General features: G+C 66.2%; 12 protein-coding genes and 3 pseudogenes. 5 read left to right on the top strand and 10 right to left on the bottom strand.

Features of this window, described 5'->3' with window-relative positions:
- Nucleotides 1–34: 34 nt before the first annotated feature.
- The gene (locus IPK20_19660) at nt 35–934 is read right to left on the bottom strand and encodes an MBL fold metallo-hydrolase (protein MBK8018703.1); all 900 of its coding nucleotides are present in this window, start codon (nt 932–934) and stop codon (nt 35–37) included.
- Nucleotides 935–1,063: 129 nt separating this feature from the next.
- Between IPK20_19660 and IPK20_19655 the strand changes: the two genes are divergently transcribed.
- The 4 genes from IPK20_19655 (at nt 1,064) to IPK20_19640 (ending at nt 4,130) form a co-directional block, all read left to right on the top strand.
- Nucleotides 1,064–2,023: a quinoprotein relay system zinc metallohydrolase 2 gene (locus IPK20_19655; protein ID MBK8018702.1), complete on the top strand. Its 960-nt coding sequence runs from the start codon at nt 1,064–1,066 to the stop codon at nt 2,021–2,023.
- Nucleotides 2,024–2,221: 198 nt separating this feature from the next.
- On the top strand, nt 2,222–3,061 hold the full coding sequence (locus IPK20_19650) for a quinoprotein dehydrogenase-associated SoxYZ-like carrier (GenBank protein MBK8018701.1): 840 nt from the start codon (nt 2,222–2,224) through the stop codon (nt 3,059–3,061).
- Nucleotides 3,062–3,429: 368 nt separating this feature from the next.
- Nucleotides 3,430–3,759 carry a cytochrome c gene (locus IPK20_19645; GenBank protein MBK8018700.1) on the top strand — a complete coding sequence of 110 codons (330 nt, stop codon included), beginning with the start codon at nt 3,430–3,432 and terminating at the stop codon, nt 3,757–3,759.
- A gap of 29 nt (nt 3,760–3,788) precedes the next feature.
- The gene (locus IPK20_19640) at nt 3,789–4,130 is read left to right on the top strand and encodes a cytochrome c (GenBank protein ID MBK8018699.1); all 342 of its coding nucleotides are present in this window, start codon (nt 3,789–3,791) and stop codon (nt 4,128–4,130) included.
- 64 nt (nt 4,131–4,194) lie between these two features.
- On the opposite strand, the gene IPK20_19635 is transcribed toward IPK20_19640, so the two are convergent.
- The 9 genes and pseudogenes from IPK20_19635 to IPK20_19595 all read right to left on the bottom strand — a co-directional run bounded on the left by IPK20_19635 (nt 4,195) and on the right by IPK20_19595 (nt 13,242).
- Nucleotides 4,195–4,620 (bottom strand): DUF1841 family protein, encoded by a 426-nt coding sequence (locus IPK20_19635; protein ID MBK8018698.1) that lies wholly within the window; start codon nt 4,618–4,620, stop codon nt 4,195–4,197.
- 64 nt (nt 4,621–4,684) lie between these two features.
- Entirely contained in the window at nt 4,685–5,416 is a 732-nt protein-coding gene (nth, locus tag IPK20_19630) for an endonuclease III (GenBank protein ID MBK8018697.1), read from the bottom strand.
- Nucleotides 5,413–6,102 carry an electron transport complex subunit RsxB gene (gene rsxB / locus IPK20_19625; protein ID MBK8018696.1) on the bottom strand — a complete coding sequence of 230 codons (690 nt, stop codon included), beginning with the start codon at nt 6,100–6,102 and terminating at the stop codon, nt 5,413–5,415. Before rsxB ends, nth begins: the two co-directional genes overlap by 4 nt.
- 9 nt (nt 6,103–6,111) lie before the next feature.
- Nucleotides 6,112–9,307, bottom strand: a pseudogene (locus IPK20_19620) (hypothetical protein).
- 198 nt (nt 9,308–9,505) lie between these two features.
- Nucleotides 9,506–10,520 (bottom strand): annotated as a pseudogene (locus IPK20_19615) (quinone-dependent dihydroorotate dehydrogenase).
- 8 nt (nt 10,521–10,528) lie between these two features.
- On the bottom strand, nt 10,529–11,314 hold the full coding sequence (locus tag IPK20_19610; GenBank protein ID MBK8018695.1) for a crotonase/enoyl-CoA hydratase family protein: 786 nt from the start codon (nt 11,312–11,314) through the stop codon (nt 10,529–10,531).
- Nucleotides 11,311–12,051 (bottom strand): arginyltransferase, encoded by a 741-nt coding sequence (locus tag IPK20_19605; protein MBK8018694.1) that lies wholly within the window; start codon nt 12,049–12,051, stop codon nt 11,311–11,313. The genes IPK20_19610 and IPK20_19605 overlap by 4 nt, the downstream gene beginning before the upstream one ends.
- Nucleotides 12,048–12,752 (bottom strand): annotated as a pseudogene (locus IPK20_19600) (leucyl/phenylalanyl-tRNA--protein transferase). The gene IPK20_19605 and the pseudogene IPK20_19600 overlap by 4 nt, the downstream one beginning before the upstream one ends.
- Nucleotides 12,748–13,242: a superoxide dismutase family protein gene (locus tag IPK20_19595; protein ID MBK8018693.1), complete on the bottom strand. Its 495-nt coding sequence runs from the start codon at nt 13,240–13,242 to the stop codon at nt 12,748–12,750. The pseudogene IPK20_19600 and the gene IPK20_19595 overlap by 5 nt, the downstream one beginning before the upstream one ends.
- 349 nt (nt 13,243–13,591) lie before the next feature.
- Between IPK20_19595 and IPK20_19590 the strand changes: the two genes are divergently transcribed.
- Nucleotides 13,592–14,776, top strand: coding sequence for a PAS domain-containing protein (locus IPK20_19590; GenBank protein MBK8018692.1), 1,185 nt, complete (start codon nt 13,592–13,594; stop codon nt 14,774–14,776).
- Nucleotides 14,777–14,785: the final 9 nt, after the last annotated feature.

The following is a 14,785-nucleotide window of genomic DNA, read 5'->3' as shown; positions in this document are numbered from 1 at the left end:
GGCCTTCCGCGGGCGCGGGTAATCGCAGGCCCGTCTACCGGGAAGAATCTAGCTCCTTCGTCTCAAGCTGCAGATAGCGCAGCTGAGCGTTGCGGCGATGGATCGAATCGTAGCCCGTCCAGCCTCGAAAGGCAGGCGCATCGGCTCCCTCGATGGTTTCCATGAGGCTCGCCGAGGCGGCGTACATCTGTTGCACGGCAGCATCGAGCGCCCGCAGATAGTCGAGCGTGTCCGCGACTCTTTCAGGCGGCATGGGCGGGCCGTAGCCCGGAATCACACGGTTCAGAGGCCGCTGCCCCAACGACTGCAGCGTCTCGAGCCAGGTGTCCAGCTGGCCGTCCCGCAGTTCCGGAATGCGGCCGTTCGTGACCACGCCGCCAGCGAAGAGCACGCCCGAGCGGCGGTCAAGCACCATGAGATCGCCCGGAGTGCTCGCCCAACCCGGATGAATCAATTCGATGATCCGGTCCCCGCTGCGCAAGTCCGTGCTGCCGTCCACCAGATCGTCGGGCACGATGAGGCGTGTACCGGCCATCGCCGGTTCCCCCAGCGCCGTTCGCAGATTCTGGAGGCAGTGCTCGCATCGGCTCCGCATCAGCGTTGCGCTCCCTGCGTGGCAAAGCGGCCTCGCTCCGGCGTCCACGTAGGCGCTCGTTCCGTAGATGAATTCCTGAACGGCGTGGGTGAGGATGAGTCTACCCAGCGGCTTGTCGGTGACCCGGCGCACCGCAGCGAGGAGTTCCAGGCCATGGGCGTGGGACACCCCGGAGTCGATGAGCGTCACCTCCGTATCGCTCACGATGAAGCCGCTATTGCCGATGCGCCCCAGATTCTCCGGCGAGATCTCTCCGGCCGCGCCGACGAAGACGTACACCCCCTCCGCCACGCGGACCGCATCCGTCGCGGCGGCCTCGCCGAAGGACGCGAATAGCAAAAGACAGGCGGCGAACCCGTTTGCGAGCCACGTTGCCAAGCTTGGACCGACCCGGGCATGATCCAGCGTAGCGGGGAGACCGGCCGGAAGGTCCTGCCGGAGGTCCCGCTGACGAAGTGGAGACGGACGATGATCGACGGAGTCTGGCGCGCCGCGGTAAGCCGCGTTCTTGCAGGTGCGGTGGCGGCACTGATGGCTTGCAGTGCCCAAGGCGCGCAGAGCCCCCTGGGCGACTTCTCCGTGGACGAGATCGCGCCCGGAAACTTCGTCCATTTCGGCAGCCTGGAGGATCGTTCCCCTGCCAATCTGGGCGACCAGGCCAACGGGGGTTTCATCGTGGGCGAGCGCTGCGTCGCAGTCATCGACACGGGCGGGTCCCGGGCCGTGGGAGAGGCGCTGGCGGGCGCCGTGCGCCGCATCACGGACAAACCGGTGTGCTACGTCGTGATCACGCATTTTCATCCGGATCATTTCTTCGGGGCGGCCGCGTTCCGCGGTGCCGACGTGCAGTTCGTTTCCCACGAGGCGTATTCACGGGCCATGGGTATCCTCGCAAGGCCGTACAGCAACGCGCTCAAGCGTGACCTGGGCGAAGCCGCGGCCGGCAGCGACATCGTGTCTCCCACCGTGGCCGTGAAGACGGGACAGGACCTGAGGCTCGATCTGGGCGGGCGGACCCTGTCCCTACGGGCGTGGCCGGTGGCCCACACGAACAACGACCTGACGGTGGTGGAAGAATCGACGAACACGCTCTGGCTGGGCGATTTGCTGTTTGTCGATCATACCCCCGTCGTGGATGGCTCCATCTCCGGATTTCTCGCGGCGCTGGACATGCTCGCCGCCATGCAGGTGAGACACTACGTGCCGGGTCATGGCCGAAGCGATCTGCCCTGGCCCCAGGTGCTCGACCGTCAGAGAGACTATCTCTCGCTCATCGTCAGGGAGACGCGGGAGGCCCTCAAGTTCCGCAAGACGCTCGAACAGGCCATGGACTCCGTTGGTGGCTCGGAGGCGGCGAAGTGGGTGAACTTCGATCTGTACCACCAGCGCAATGTCTCGGCGGCATACACCGAGCTCGAGTGGGAGTGACAGGGGCCGGGCGCTGGGCCGGGGTTATACTTCCTTCACCAGACCCTGGCGGGGACGCATCGAAGGCGCACACCGATCCGGGCATGGCCGTCTGCGGATCTCCCGGTTCCCCCGGTGACCGCGAAGACGAGCCCGTGACAGCAACACTGCCGGCACCATGGAGAATCCACGGTCCGGCCGGTTCCAGGAGGACGTGAGATGTCGATTGCCTTGCCCTTCATGCGGTGGATCTTGGCGTTGTTGCTGGCCGCAACGGCCGCGGCGGCTACAGCCAACGAGAATGCCGAACCCGACCCCGCCAAGAGCCAGTACTGGACCCCGATCCGGCAGATGATGTTCGGAGACCGCGAGATCCTGGACGGCAAGGACGTCATCCATGTCTACCTCAACACCCGTGCGATCGATGCGACCACGGTGCCCTTGTCGGTGAAGGCGCAGTTCGACCAGACATCCGAGCGGTACATCAAGCTGCTCTACCTCATCGTCGAGCGCAATCCGTCGCCCGCAGCGGGCCTGTTCCACTTCACTCCCGACAGCGGTCGCGCACAACTCGAGACGCGGCTTCGCTTCGAGGACTTCAGTTTCGTGCGGGCCATCGCCGAGACCAACGACGGCAAGTTGTACATGTCCACGCGCTGGGTCAAGGCGGCCGGAGGATGCTCGGCCCCGGGCGAACGCAACCGCATTCCGCCCCATCTGGTCGGCCAGATGCGGTTCAAGTTCGTCGAGGAGTCCCTGGAGTACAACAAGCCGGCGCTGGTGCAGCTCATGATCCGGCATCCGAACGAATCCGCCCTCGCGTCCGATTTCGACGAGACCAAGGTGCCGCGCTTCGTCCGAAGCGTGAAGGTGACCTTCGACGGCAAACCGGTGATGAGCGGCGAGGTGGACTTCTCCATTTCCGACAATCCCAGCTTCCGCTTCTTCTTCAAGCCCCCTCACGAGGGTCAGCTGGAGGCGATCGTCGAGGACACGCACGACCAGCAGTACGTTCACCGCATGACCATCACGGAGGGCACGCCGCTTCCGGGGGGCTGAGTGCCGCGCCGGCGAAGTCCGGCGGCGTAGGATGGCCGGCGAAGTCCGGCGGCGTAACATGGCCGGCGAAGTCCGGCGGCGTAGGATGGCCGGCGAAGTCCGGCGGCGTAACATGGCCGGCGAAGCCGGATGCCCGTACCGCGGCGGATGCCGATGCCATGACGGGGTGAGTGCTCTGACGGCCCCGGTCGAATCCCCGTGGACAAGGCCTTCGCCCGCCACGTTTCTCCGTTCTCCATTGGGCGCCCTGTTGTGCTCCGCAGCAGGCGAGCAGGACGGCCGGCCGTTCAGGGTGTGCGCCGTTGACCGCGTTCGGCGAGTTCCGCCACAATGGTGTTGTTCCAACCCTGAACGACACCAAATACACAATGAACTCTCTATGCTCGACGGCCATTCTGGCCGGGCTGGCTCTCGCGGCCGCCTCCTCCCAGGCCTGGTCGGCCGACGGTAACGCCGACTCGGGAAAGAAGAAGACGCAGATGTGTGCCGGGTGCCATGGCATCGAAGGCTTCCGCACGGCATATCCCGACGTCTACACGGTGCCCAAGCTCGGTGGACAAAATCCGGGCTACATCGTGAGCGCCCTGAAGGCCTACAAGAGCGGCGATCGTGTGCATCCCACGATGCGCGGCATCGCGGCGAGCCTGTCGGAGCAGGACATGGCGGATCTGGCTGCGTACTACTCCGCCGCCAACTGAGTTCCCGCAACCACCACGGAAGATTCGCAATGAACGCATTCGTTGCAGCAGTCGCATTTGCGGCCGTCACGCTCCTGGCGAGCGGCGGTGTTCTCGCAGGCGGAGACGTCGCGGCCGGCCAGAAGAAGGCCCAGGAAGTTTGCGCGGCCTGTCATGGAGACACGGGCGCGACGCCCACGAGCCCCGACTATCCCGTGCTTGCCGGTCAACACGAGGACTACCTGCGGCACAGTCTCCACGCCTACAAGACGGGCAAGCGCAAGAACCCCATCATGGCGGGCATGGCCACACCCCTCAGCAAGAAGGACATCGCGGATCTTGCGGCCTACTTCTCCCGGCAGCAGTCGCTCCGCTACAAGTACCATCACTGACCTCGCCACGTTCGACACGAGTGCGGCCGCATGCGCGGCCCGCGCTCGGTAACCCGCAAGGAAATCAGGCCCGCGAGCGCAAGCAGTCGAGATAACCGGCCACGTCGAACGCGGTGCCGTGCCGTTGTGCGCTCCAGATCGTCTCGGCCAGACACTCGAGAACCCCGTGACGAGCCTCGTGCCGGTTTCCAAGCCGTACCTCCAGCGCGTCGCAGGCGGCCCGGATTCCGGGTGGCTGATCGATCGACAACTGTTCCTCGATGGCCACGTGGAGGGACAGGTGCAGGAAGGGATTCGATTCGCCGCTTTCAGGCGTCCAGTCCCTCTGGAGATTGCGTTCCGGATCATCCAGGAGCTTGTGATATTCCGGATGTTCCAAAATCACGGCGAGGCATAGCCGCTCCATGGGTTCGAGCGTCTCCCCGGCCCGGTGCTTCGCCCAGACACCGAAGAAGTAGCAGCGGGCTTCGTCTCTGGTGGGTGTGAACATCGATCGGCTCCGAAGGGGCGCAGGAATGCGTCAGGCGATTGGCATGCCGTGGGAAGACAATCGCTCAACGTCCCTCACCACCGCGTGACTTCTTCAGTCCTGCCCGAGTGTCGCAGGTCATGGCGCCTTGCGCCGGGGGGGGCGCCAGAGGCCGTTCCGGGGGCGGCGGGGTCTTGTCCTTGTACTCGCACAGGTCCCGCAGGAGGCACGTGGGGCAAGCCGGCTTGCGAGCGATGCACACGTAGCGTCCGTGGAGAATGAGCCAGTGATGCGCATCCTTGCGGTACTCGGGGGGCACCACCTTCAGCAAACGCTCCTCTACCGCTTCCACCGTCTTGCCGGGAGCCAGCCCGAGGCGGTTCGATACACGGAAGATGTGCGTGTCCACCGCGATGGTAGGTTCTCCGAATGCAGTATTGAGGACGACATTGGCGGTCTTGCGCCCGACGCCCGGCAGCGCTACCAGCGATTCCCTGTCTCGGGGCACTTCGCCGTCGTGACGCTCGATCAGCAGGCGCGATAACGCGACCACGTTTCTTGCCTTCGTGCGGTAGAGCCCGATGGTACGGATGTAGTTCTCGAGTCCTTCCTCGCCGAGCCGGGCGATCGCCTCCGGCGTGTTGGCCACGGGAAACAGTCTCGCCGTCGCCGCGTTGACGCTCTTGTCCGTGGCCTGGGCCGACAGGACCACCGACACGAGCAGCTCGAACGGCGTGAGATAGACAAGTTCTGTCGTGGGCGCGGGGTTGGCGGCCTGGAGGCGCCGGAAGATTTCCGACCGCTTGGCGTTGTTCATGCGGAACCCGCCGTTGTCGCACGGCGCGCTCGCGCCCTCGCCATGGCCGCCTCGATCGTTGCGCGCTTGCGCTCCGCTTCAGGATCATCAGGGGACAGAGTGGCAAGCTTGTGAACGGCTTTCGCGGCAAGACGCTCGTCCCGGTCCGACCTCTCGCGCACCAGACGGGCGTTGCGGGCTGCCGTTCGCGAGCGGGCGGCAGCTGCGCGCTCGCGCCACCGCTCCGATGGCCGGTCCTCCAGCCTGTAACCGTCCGCGCGCAGACGGCCTATGGGTACCACCACGATGCAGTCGACGGGACAGGGCGGAACGCACAGGCCGCAACCCGTGCAGTCTTCGAGAAGTATGGTGTGCATCTTCTTCGATGCGCCCACGATCGCATCCACCGGACATGCCTGGATGCACAGCGTGCACCCGATGCACCGTGTTTCGTCGATCAGCACTGCCGCGGGCGGCTCTTCGATGCCCACCTCAGGGTCGAGGGGCAGGGCCGCACATTCCAGCAGCACGGCGAGCCGCTCGATGCCTGCCGCACCTCCCGGAGGGCAGCGGTTGATTGCTGCACTGCCGCCCGCGATGGCTTCGGCGTAAGGCCGGCAGCCGCCGAAACCGCACTTGGTGCATTGGGTCTGCGGCAGCAGCGCATCGATGTCGTCGCTGGAAATCACGCGGTTGCGGTCCCCGATGTCAGGCGCTCACGCTGCCACAGGACGGCGCTTCGAACGTACGAGGCAGCGATCGATCCATTGCGCCGTCAGCTTCTCCAGAACGGAATTCTGCAACAGTCTCGCATTGAGTCCGGCCCAGTCCACCGAGTCGAGTGGCTGATCCTGGTTGAAGCACGAGAACACGACCGACCGTTCTCCCGTGACCGGATCGACCTGCGGCTGGAGGCACTGCGCGCAGATCTCCTTCATCATGCATTGCATCGGCGAGTTGATGGAGCCGATGGCGAAATGATGCGGCTTCAGATGCGCAGCAAGGATGCCGTGCCGTGCGGCTGCCACCGCCGCCATCATGCGGTCGGACCCGATGGCGATGATGTGATCGGTGTCCCGCATGTCGATCGGACGTTCCCCCAGGTCACCTTCGGCGTAGGCACGCATCGCCTGCACGATGTTGCCCGTGAACGTCCGGTCGCCTTTGCGCGTCGGCTCGAATCCCGGCGCCTCGTCACAGCACCACACGACCGTGTCGGCGGCCGCTTCGATGTCGGCCACCTTGTACCGGTCGATCCGCTTCTTGTAGCCGGCGAAGTAGAGCACGCGCGAACCGGCCCGGCGCAGCGCCTGACCGATCGAGAAGAGCACCGCATTGCCCAGACCGCCCCCCACCAGAACCACGGTCTTGCCGGAAGGAATCTCGGTGGGGGTGCCGGTCGGTCCCATGAGGACCACGGGCTCGCCCGGTTCCAGCGATGCGCAGAGGTCCGACGACCCGCCCATCTCCAGCACGATCGTCGACACCAGACCGCGATCCGGATCGACCCAGGCTCCCGTGAGCGCCAGGCCTTCCATCGCGAGACGGGTGCCGTCGACGAGCGGTGCCCGCGTCTCGAAGTTCTGCAGTCTGTAGAACTGGCCGGGCCGGAATCGCCTCGCGGCAGCGGGTGCCCTGAGCACCACCTCCACGATGTTGGGCGTGAGCCGGTGGACGGCGTGGACGGTCGCCCGGAAGTCGTCGTTGAAGCGGCGCAGGAACGCGGCATCGTCCAGGGAGGAAGAAGGGCGGATTCCGGCCAGCACCCTGCTCACCACCGGATAACCCTGCTTGGCGCTGCCCATGGCTTTCACGACGTTGCCGAAGAAGGAAGGATGCAGATCGCCGAAGAAGCTGATCGCACGGCCGTCCGCTTCCTTGGACAGCAGCACTCGGACTTCCTGCGGCTTGGCGCTGCGTTCCGGCTTGACCGGCTGTCCCGCTTCGTCCACTGCCTGGAAGTACTTGCCGTCCAGCTTGAAGTGGGTCTCGTCCTCACGCGCAGCGACGGTGTTCGGCTGTGTGCCGGCCGCCACGAGAATGGCGCGGGCAGGGAGGATCCTTTCCTCCGCGATCTCGTTGCCTTCACCCTCCACGGACCTGGCCTTCACCTTGAGCGCGCATGCGTGGCCGAAAGTATCGACCTCCACCGCGACCGGCGTCAGACCTTCGGCGAACGACACACCTTCCTCCAGCGCCTTCTCGATCTCCTCGTGATTGAGCGTGTACGCGGGGCTGTCGACCAGCCGGCGTCTGTACGCCACGGTGACGCCCCCCCAGGACTGGATCAACTCCGCGATGCGCGGCGGGCGGGATTGCGCCACCGCTGCCTGGCGCTCATCGCGGATCGCGCGCGCATGGGCGATGAACTCGTCGGCGATGCCCGCTTCCTCCGGCGTCCATCGCGCACGCACCGCGATGTCGCCATGCTCCGCCACGAGCGTCTCGTAGCGCTGCAGGAACTTCTCGACCTGAAGCGGGTAATAGGCAGCGGATTCCGTCGCGGTATCGATGGCGGTAAGCCCGCCGCCGATCACCACGACCGGCAGCCTGAGCTGCATGTTGGCGATGGAATCCGTACGCGCCGCGCCGGTCAATTGCAGTGCCATGAGGAAGTCGGAAGCCGTCCGCACGCCCCGCGCGAGCCCGTTCGGAAGATCGAGGATCGTCGGACGTCCCGCCCCGGCACACAGGGCGATGTGGTCGAATCCGGCGGCCCACGCGTCGTCCACCGTGAGCGTTCCGCCGAAACGCACGCCACCGAAGAGAGAGAACTCGGCCCGCCGTTCCAGCAGCAGGCGGATCACCTTCAGGAAGTTCTTGTCCCACCGCACCGTGATGCCGTACTCCGCCACGCCCCCGTTCGAGAACGTCCTTCAGCGTGCGCGTCTCCGCCTGCGGAATGTTGACCGGCTCCTGCTTCTGGTAGATGCAGGACTTCATGCAGTCGTTGCAGATCCGGTGGCCCGTGGCAGCCGCCATCGGGTTGTCCACGAAGATCATCGCAGCGGCTGCGACCGGGAATCCTTCGCTCTTCAGCTTCTGGAACTCGGAAATGCGTTCTTCCAGCGGACAGCCGGCCAGCGGAACGCCGAACACCGTCTTCTTGAAACCGGTCGCCGGAGCCTTCTCGGGCAGGCCGTGGGAACAGGAGTCCTTTCCCTGCTCGTGACACCAGATGCAATAGTTGGTCTGATCGAGCGCGCCGGTGAGATCCGTGCCCGCGTCGGTGAGGGCGAAACCTTCGCGCCGGCGGAGATGATGCAACCGATGACGGGTGATGCCGGCTTCGGCGTCGGTGTGCAGAGGAACGAGATTCAGGAAATCGAGCTTGCGCGGTGCCTTGAACAGGACGCCTTCCGCGTGGCGGGTCTGCCCGACCGGAGTGTGCGCCGACCACGCGCTGTAGCGCAGCGCTGCTTCCAGGATGGCCGCGTTGGCCGCTTCATCCTGCTGCCAGGTCAGCACGGCACGAGCGAAATCGAGTTCCGTGAACGGGGTCCCCATGGCCTCGGCCAGTTCCTTTTCAAGGGCTGGGCCGTCGATGCCTTGCGCGTCGTCCGGTTTCACGCGATTCATCGCCTTGCGCTGGACGAACAGTCGCTTGACCGCGTAGAGGGGAGCGAGCGCGTGATGCCGGCTTGCCAGCGCCTGCGCCTCGGCGCCGATGCCGAAGAGGCGGGCGACGAAGTCCTCGACGAATGGCGCGAGTTCCAGGAGCAGCGCGGCCTCCGCCTTGGGCGCCAGCTCGGTGGCGTCGATGCGCGCTTCGGCCAGGCGGAACGCGAGCGAAGGGTCGTCCGCTGCAACTGCTTCGACGAAGGCGCGGTCTACGCGGGCGAGACCTTCGCGATGGTAAAGATCGGGCAGGCTGAGTCCGTATCCGAGACTCAGGGAATGTTCTACGGGCATTGGGTCGGCAAGGATGGAATGAGACGGGTCCCGGTGACGCAGGCTTGCGCGCTCGGCCAGGAGAGAGAATTATACCCAGGGGTGTTTATGCCGGGCCTGCATAAGCACATGCCCGCTCCATCTGTGAAAGGGCCCGGCCGGAGGGCATCGCCTTCGGTGCGAAAGGCATCGGAGAGAAGACCCGCAAGCGGTACGTTCTCAGCGTCTTGTGGCTGCGACGGCTTCCCTGACCAGGCCCGGACCGCGGTAGACGAGCCGGAGTAGATCTGCACCAGCGCTGCCCCGGCGTCCAGTTTCTCCCGCGCGTCGGCGCCGCTCAGCACTCCGCCGGCCGCGATGATCGGAACCCTGCCGGTCAGACGCGTTGCCAACGAGCGGACGACGGCCGTCGCCCGGTCGCGCAATGGCGCACCGCTCAGCCCTCCCGCTTCCTCGGCTCCGGGAAGGCCGGCCACGCCCTCGCGCGACAGCGTGGTGTTGGTGGCGATCACTGCATCGATCCGGTGAGCGATCAGACGATCCGCGATCACGTCGATCTGGCTTTCGTCCAGATCGGGTGCGATCTTGAGCGCGATGGGCACCTGGCGGCCATGCTGCTGCGCGAGCCGCGCCTGCTCCTCCTTCAACGCCTGAAGCAAGGGATCGAGTGCGCCCGGCTCCTGCAGGCTGCGGAGGTTCTTCGTGTTGGGGGACGAGATGTTCACCGTCACGTAGTGGGCGAGCGGATAGGCCTTGCGCAATCCCGCCAGATAGTCGTCCACCGCGCGCTCGATCGGCGTGTCGAAGTTCTTGCCCACGTTGATTCCGAGGATGCCCCGGTAGCGCATGCGCGAGACGTTGCGCAGGAGCGCGTCGACGCCATCGTTGTTGAAGCCCATGCGGTTGACGATGGCGCGCGCCTGCGGGATCCGGAACATCCTGGGCTTCGGATTGCCCGTCTGCGGGCGCGGCGTGACGGTGCCCACCTCAGGAAGCCGAAGCCGAACGAAGCGAGACCATCGACATGGCTGCCGTTCTTGTCCAGGCCGGCCGCGAGCCCCACGGGGTTGGGAAAGTCGAGCCCCATGCAGCGGACCGGCCGCCCGGGCAGGGCCCTGGGAGGGGGCAGCAGATGCAGGGAGGATGCGCGATCGAGGGCGGACAGCGTGAGATCGTGGGCACGTTCGCCGTCCAGGCAGAAAAGCAGCGGCCGCATCACCGCGTAGAGCGACATGGCGATCCTCAGCGGCCCGTGAATCGTCCCGGTCTGCGGCTGCGGAAGGACTCCATGCCCTCGCGGGCGTCGTCCGTGCGAAGCAGCCGCTGCAGTTCCGGAAGCAGCCGGGCCGTCGCCGCGCGTTCACCTTCCACGCGGCACCGGCGCGCCGAAACGAGCGTCTCGGTCACGGCGAGCGGTGCCTGTTCCGCGATCGTCGCGGCGATCGCGTGAGCCACGTCGGCCTGCGTACCTGCCGGCACCACCTGCTGCACGAGGCCGATCCGCAGCGCCTCGGATGCATCGAACTCGTCGCCGGTGAGGAGCCAGCGCATGGCATTGCCCCACCCTGCTTCCTGAATGAACCGGGTCGTCGCTCCGCCGATCGGAAAGATGCCGCGCTTGATCTCGATTTGCGCGAATCGCGTGTTGTCCGCGGCGATGCGGATGTCGGCCGCGAGCAGCAGTTCGATGCCGATGGTGAAGCAGTAACCCTGCACCGCCATCACCAGGGGCTTGGTCAGCGCGCGCTCGGGTTCCTGTCCCAGCGGGTCCATGCCGCCGTCGGGCAGCGCCGGTCTGCGGCCCTCGTCGAAATGCCGCGTCCACTGCGGCAGATCGATTCCGCCGGTGAAGTGGTCGCCGTGGGCGAAGAGGACACCGCAACGAAGCTCGGGGTCGCGCTCCAGCGTCCCGAGTGCTGCGGACAGCGATTCGTACATGGGAACGTCGATGGCATTCCGTTTGGCGACGCGATCCAGCCCGATCGACAGGACGTGGCCGCGCCGTTCGACGGTGACCGAACCGATCATGGCTCGGAAGGGCTGTCCGGCAGGAGCTGCCACTGGCCGTCGACGAGTCCTTCGATGGGCCGGAAATTCACCTTGTAGGCCATCTTGCGGCTTTCGCCGATCCAGTAGCCGAGGTACAGGTGAGGCAGGCCGAGTCTCCGGCACATCTGCAGTTGCCAGAGCACGTTGAAGGTGCCGAAGCTCGACTGCGGCAGATCGGGCTCGAAGAACGTGTACACCGAGGAGATTCCGTCCTCGAGGCGGTCGATGATGCTCACCATGCGCAACGTGCCGTTCTCGCGGAATTCCACGAGGTTCGAGCGCACGTTGCTCTGGAGCAGGAAGTGCCGGTACTGCTCGCGGGAGTCGTGATCCATTCCGCCGCCGAAATGGCGGGCGGACTGGTACCGCAGATACAACGCATAGTGCTCGGCGCTGTACTTGAGTTCGAGAAGTCGCGCTTCGAGATTGGCATGCCGGGTCGCAGTCCGTCGCTGCGCGCGATTGGGCTTGAACTGATCTACCAGGATGCGAACCGGCACGCAGGCGCGGCACCTGTCGCAATAGGGACGGTAGGTGAATGCTCCGCTGCGGCGGAAGCCGGCGCGCACGAGTTCGCTGTAGACGTGCGTGTCGATCGCGTGACTGGGCGTGGCGACCTGCGAACGCGCGAGCCGGTCCGCCAGGTAACTGCACGGATACGGCGCCGTGGCGTAGAACTGCAGTACCGAAAAGGGCAGGTCGTTCAACTGGGTCATCGGGCGCCCTCGTGCGGGGCAAGCAGCGGCCACGGAGCCGGCCGCGAATCAGACGAGTTTACCAAGGTTGCGAGCCGGGCCGAAAATTCCCGCCGGGGTATTTCGCGCGCGCCGAGCGACGCGAGGTGCTCCGTCGCCATCTGGCAATCGATCATGCCGAAACCCGCGTTCACGCATGTAGGCGACCAGGTGGGCGCGAATGCGATCTTCGAGGCGTCCGTCACCCGCGCGAACATGGACTCGCCGAAGAACACGTGACCGATCGCGACCCCGTACAGGCCGCCCGCCAGTTCGCCGTCCATCCAGGTCTCGACGCTGTGCGCCCACCCCGCGTCGTGCAGTTCGCAGTACGCATCGATCATCCGGGCGGTGATCCACGTGCCATGACTGCCCGGCCTAGGGCGGCCGCAGCCTTCCATCACGGCGCGGAATGCGTGTCCGCGCGCACGGTGTAGTGGCGGGTTGCGCAGAGTCTTGCCGAGAGAGCGGGAGGATTGAATTCCTCGGGGAACAGGACCATGCGGGGTCGGGGCTCCACCACAGAGCGGTTCCCCTTCGGAAACCAGGGAAGATTCCCTGGCGATAGGCCCGAGGAGGGAGTCCACGGAAAGATTGCCGCCGGCCGCGAGCAGCCCATTGGGCCGCTCTAGGGCCTGGGTGACGGGGGGAACGGATCGCCGGGCCGCAGCCAGGGAATCAATCGCAGGCCACGCGAGAGGCCTCAGGGATCCTTGCTGACGAGACCGCACGCGAGCCTTGCCCCGCCTGCCCTGCCGGCTGCGACTTGAGGTCGTCCGGATCGGCGTGCACGATCACCGCCCGTCCGATGATGCTGTGCGGCTCCGTGCCAAGCGTGATGTCGCGCGACTCCAGCGTGAAATCGGCCGTGCCTTCTTCGTTGGCCACGATATTGCCCAAGTCACCGCCGTGGTGGCCCGCATCCGTCGGCGCGCCGTGAGGGCTGCCGTGCGGGTTGAAGTGTGGACCGGCGCTGCTGCCGTCCGGGGCGGTGCAGTCACCCTTCTCGTGAATGTGGAGCCCGTGCGGACCGGGGGTCAGGCCTGTCACCGTGCCTGTAATGAACACCACGTCTGCCCGCTGCTGGAATTTCATGGTGCCGCGAACCTCGCTGTCCCGGGTGGGAAGCAGCATGGCCGTTGCGCCGGCAGTCTTGTTGACGATCTTGTTCACGCGAGCGCAACCGACCTCCGTCAGGGCGGTGGCGCACACCAGCAACAGCAGGATCGATTTCATCGAATCTTCTATGCGACAGCGACGGCTGAAGGTCCATGCCCGCGCGTTCCGGGTCCGGCTTCTTTTAGCACCCGCCCAGGCGAGTGTCAAACCCGGGCGGAAGGGTGCCGAACGCGCTGCGCCGGCGTCCCGCGCAAAGGAGATGCGTGCGGATGCGCCGCTCGCGTCCATGCCCGCCGGCGAGGCGTGGAGAGCTCGCCGGACGGGGCGCGGCGCCGCTCCCGAAATCGCGATCACGCGAGCATAATGCGGCCATGCAACCGCGAGACGAAGCGTCGCCGCTGCCGTGACCGAAAGCGTTCCACCGCTCGATCCGCGCGAACTCGAGGCAGCGTTCTCGCTGTTCAACCAGGCGTCGACGCAGCTCGCGTCGGCCTATGCGGACCTGCAGGCGCGCGTCGACCGTCTGGCGGGGGAGCTTGCGGTCGCCAACGGTGAACTGAAACGCCAGTTCCTGGAGAAGGAAGCGCTGTCGGAGCGCCTGCGCCTGCTGCTCGATGCGCTGCCGGGCGGCGTCGTGGTTCTGGATGGCGAGGGCAGGGTGATCGAGGCCAATCCCGCAGCACGCGCGTGGCTGGGCGATGAACTGGCGGGGCAGCGATGGGCGGCGGTCGCGTCCGCAAGACTGGTCGCGACCCCCGGTGCGCAGGAGTGGACGCTCGTCGCACCCAAGGGCGCCCGCCGGCTCACCGTTTCCGAAAGCCCGCTGGACGCCTCGGGCGGACGGATTCTCCTGCTGAACGACGTCACCGATGCGGTGAAGCTGCGCCATCAGCTCGAGCATCACAAACGGCTGTCGGCGATGGGCGAAATGGCCGCGGGCCTGGCCCACCAGCTGCGCACGCCGCTCGCCACGGCGCTGCTGCATACGGCCAATCTTGCGCGGTCGGACCTGTCCGAGGCCGACCGTCAGCGCTTCAGCGAACGCGTTCGCGAGCGATTGCGCCATCTGGAGCGCATGATCCAGGACATGCTGCAGTTCGTGCGCGGGCAGCCTGCCGCGGACGAGGCGGTCGATGTCGGCGAGGTGCTGGCCGACGTGTCGCAGACCATCGAGCCGCAGTTGCAGGCCCGGGGGGTGAGCTTTCGCGTCCTGGGCGATGCCGCTGCGCGGCAGGTGCGGGGAGACCGCAAGGCCCTCGCGGGTGCGCTGCTCAACCTCCTGGAGAATGCGATGCAGGCGACACCGGAGGGAGGGACCGTCACGCTATCGGCGGAGACGGTGAAACAGGAAATCCGCATTCATGTCATCGACACAGGGCGAGGAATGGAACCCGAGGTGCGTCGGCGCGTGTTCGAGCCGTTCTTCACGACCCGTCAGGAGGGTACCGGCCTGGGACTGGCGATCGTTCGCAGTGTGGCCAATGCCCACGGCGGTGACGCCGACGTGGAGTCGGATCCCGGACAGGGCAGCGACTTCGTGATCCGTCTTCCGCTGCTGGGGCCGGTACCGGAGGAGGTGCAGCCATGAACGTGCCCG

The organism is Betaproteobacteria bacterium, from assembly GCA_016713305.1.
In the GTDB taxonomy this organism is placed as follows: Bacteria; Pseudomonadota; Gammaproteobacteria; order Burkholderiales.
This window is presented reverse-complemented; position numbering and strand designations above follow the sequence as displayed.

Excerpts from the sequence above, each read along its gene's own strand:
- IPK20_19610 (MBK8018695.1), bottom strand. The coding sequence starts at position 11,314 with ATGATCGGTTCGGTCACCGTCGAACGGCGCGGCCACGTCCTGTCGATC.
- IPK20_19640 (MBK8018699.1), top strand. The coding sequence starts at position 3,789 with ATGAACGCATTCGTTGCAGCAGTCGCATTTGCGGCCGTCACGCTCCTG.
- nth (MBK8018697.1), bottom strand. The coding sequence starts at position 5,416 with ATGAACAACGCCAAGCGGTCGGAAATCTTCCGGCGCCTCCAGGCCGCC.
- IPK20_19655 (MBK8018702.1), top strand. The coding sequence starts at position 1,064 with ATGATCGACGGAGTCTGGCGCGCCGCGGTAAGCCGCGTTCTTGCAGGT.
- IPK20_19605 (MBK8018694.1), bottom strand. The coding sequence starts at position 12,051 with ATGACCCAGTTGAACGACCTGCCCTTTTCGGTACTGCAGTTCTACGCC.
- IPK20_19635 (MBK8018698.1), bottom strand. The coding sequence starts at position 4,620 with ATGTTCACACCCACCAGAGACGAAGCCCGCTGCTACTTCTTCGGTGTC.
- IPK20_19645 (MBK8018700.1), top strand. The coding sequence starts at position 3,430 with ATGAACTCTCTATGCTCGACGGCCATTCTGGCCGGGCTGGCTCTCGCG.
- IPK20_19650 (MBK8018701.1), top strand. The coding sequence starts at position 2,222 with ATGTCGATTGCCTTGCCCTTCATGCGGTGGATCTTGGCGTTGTTGCTG.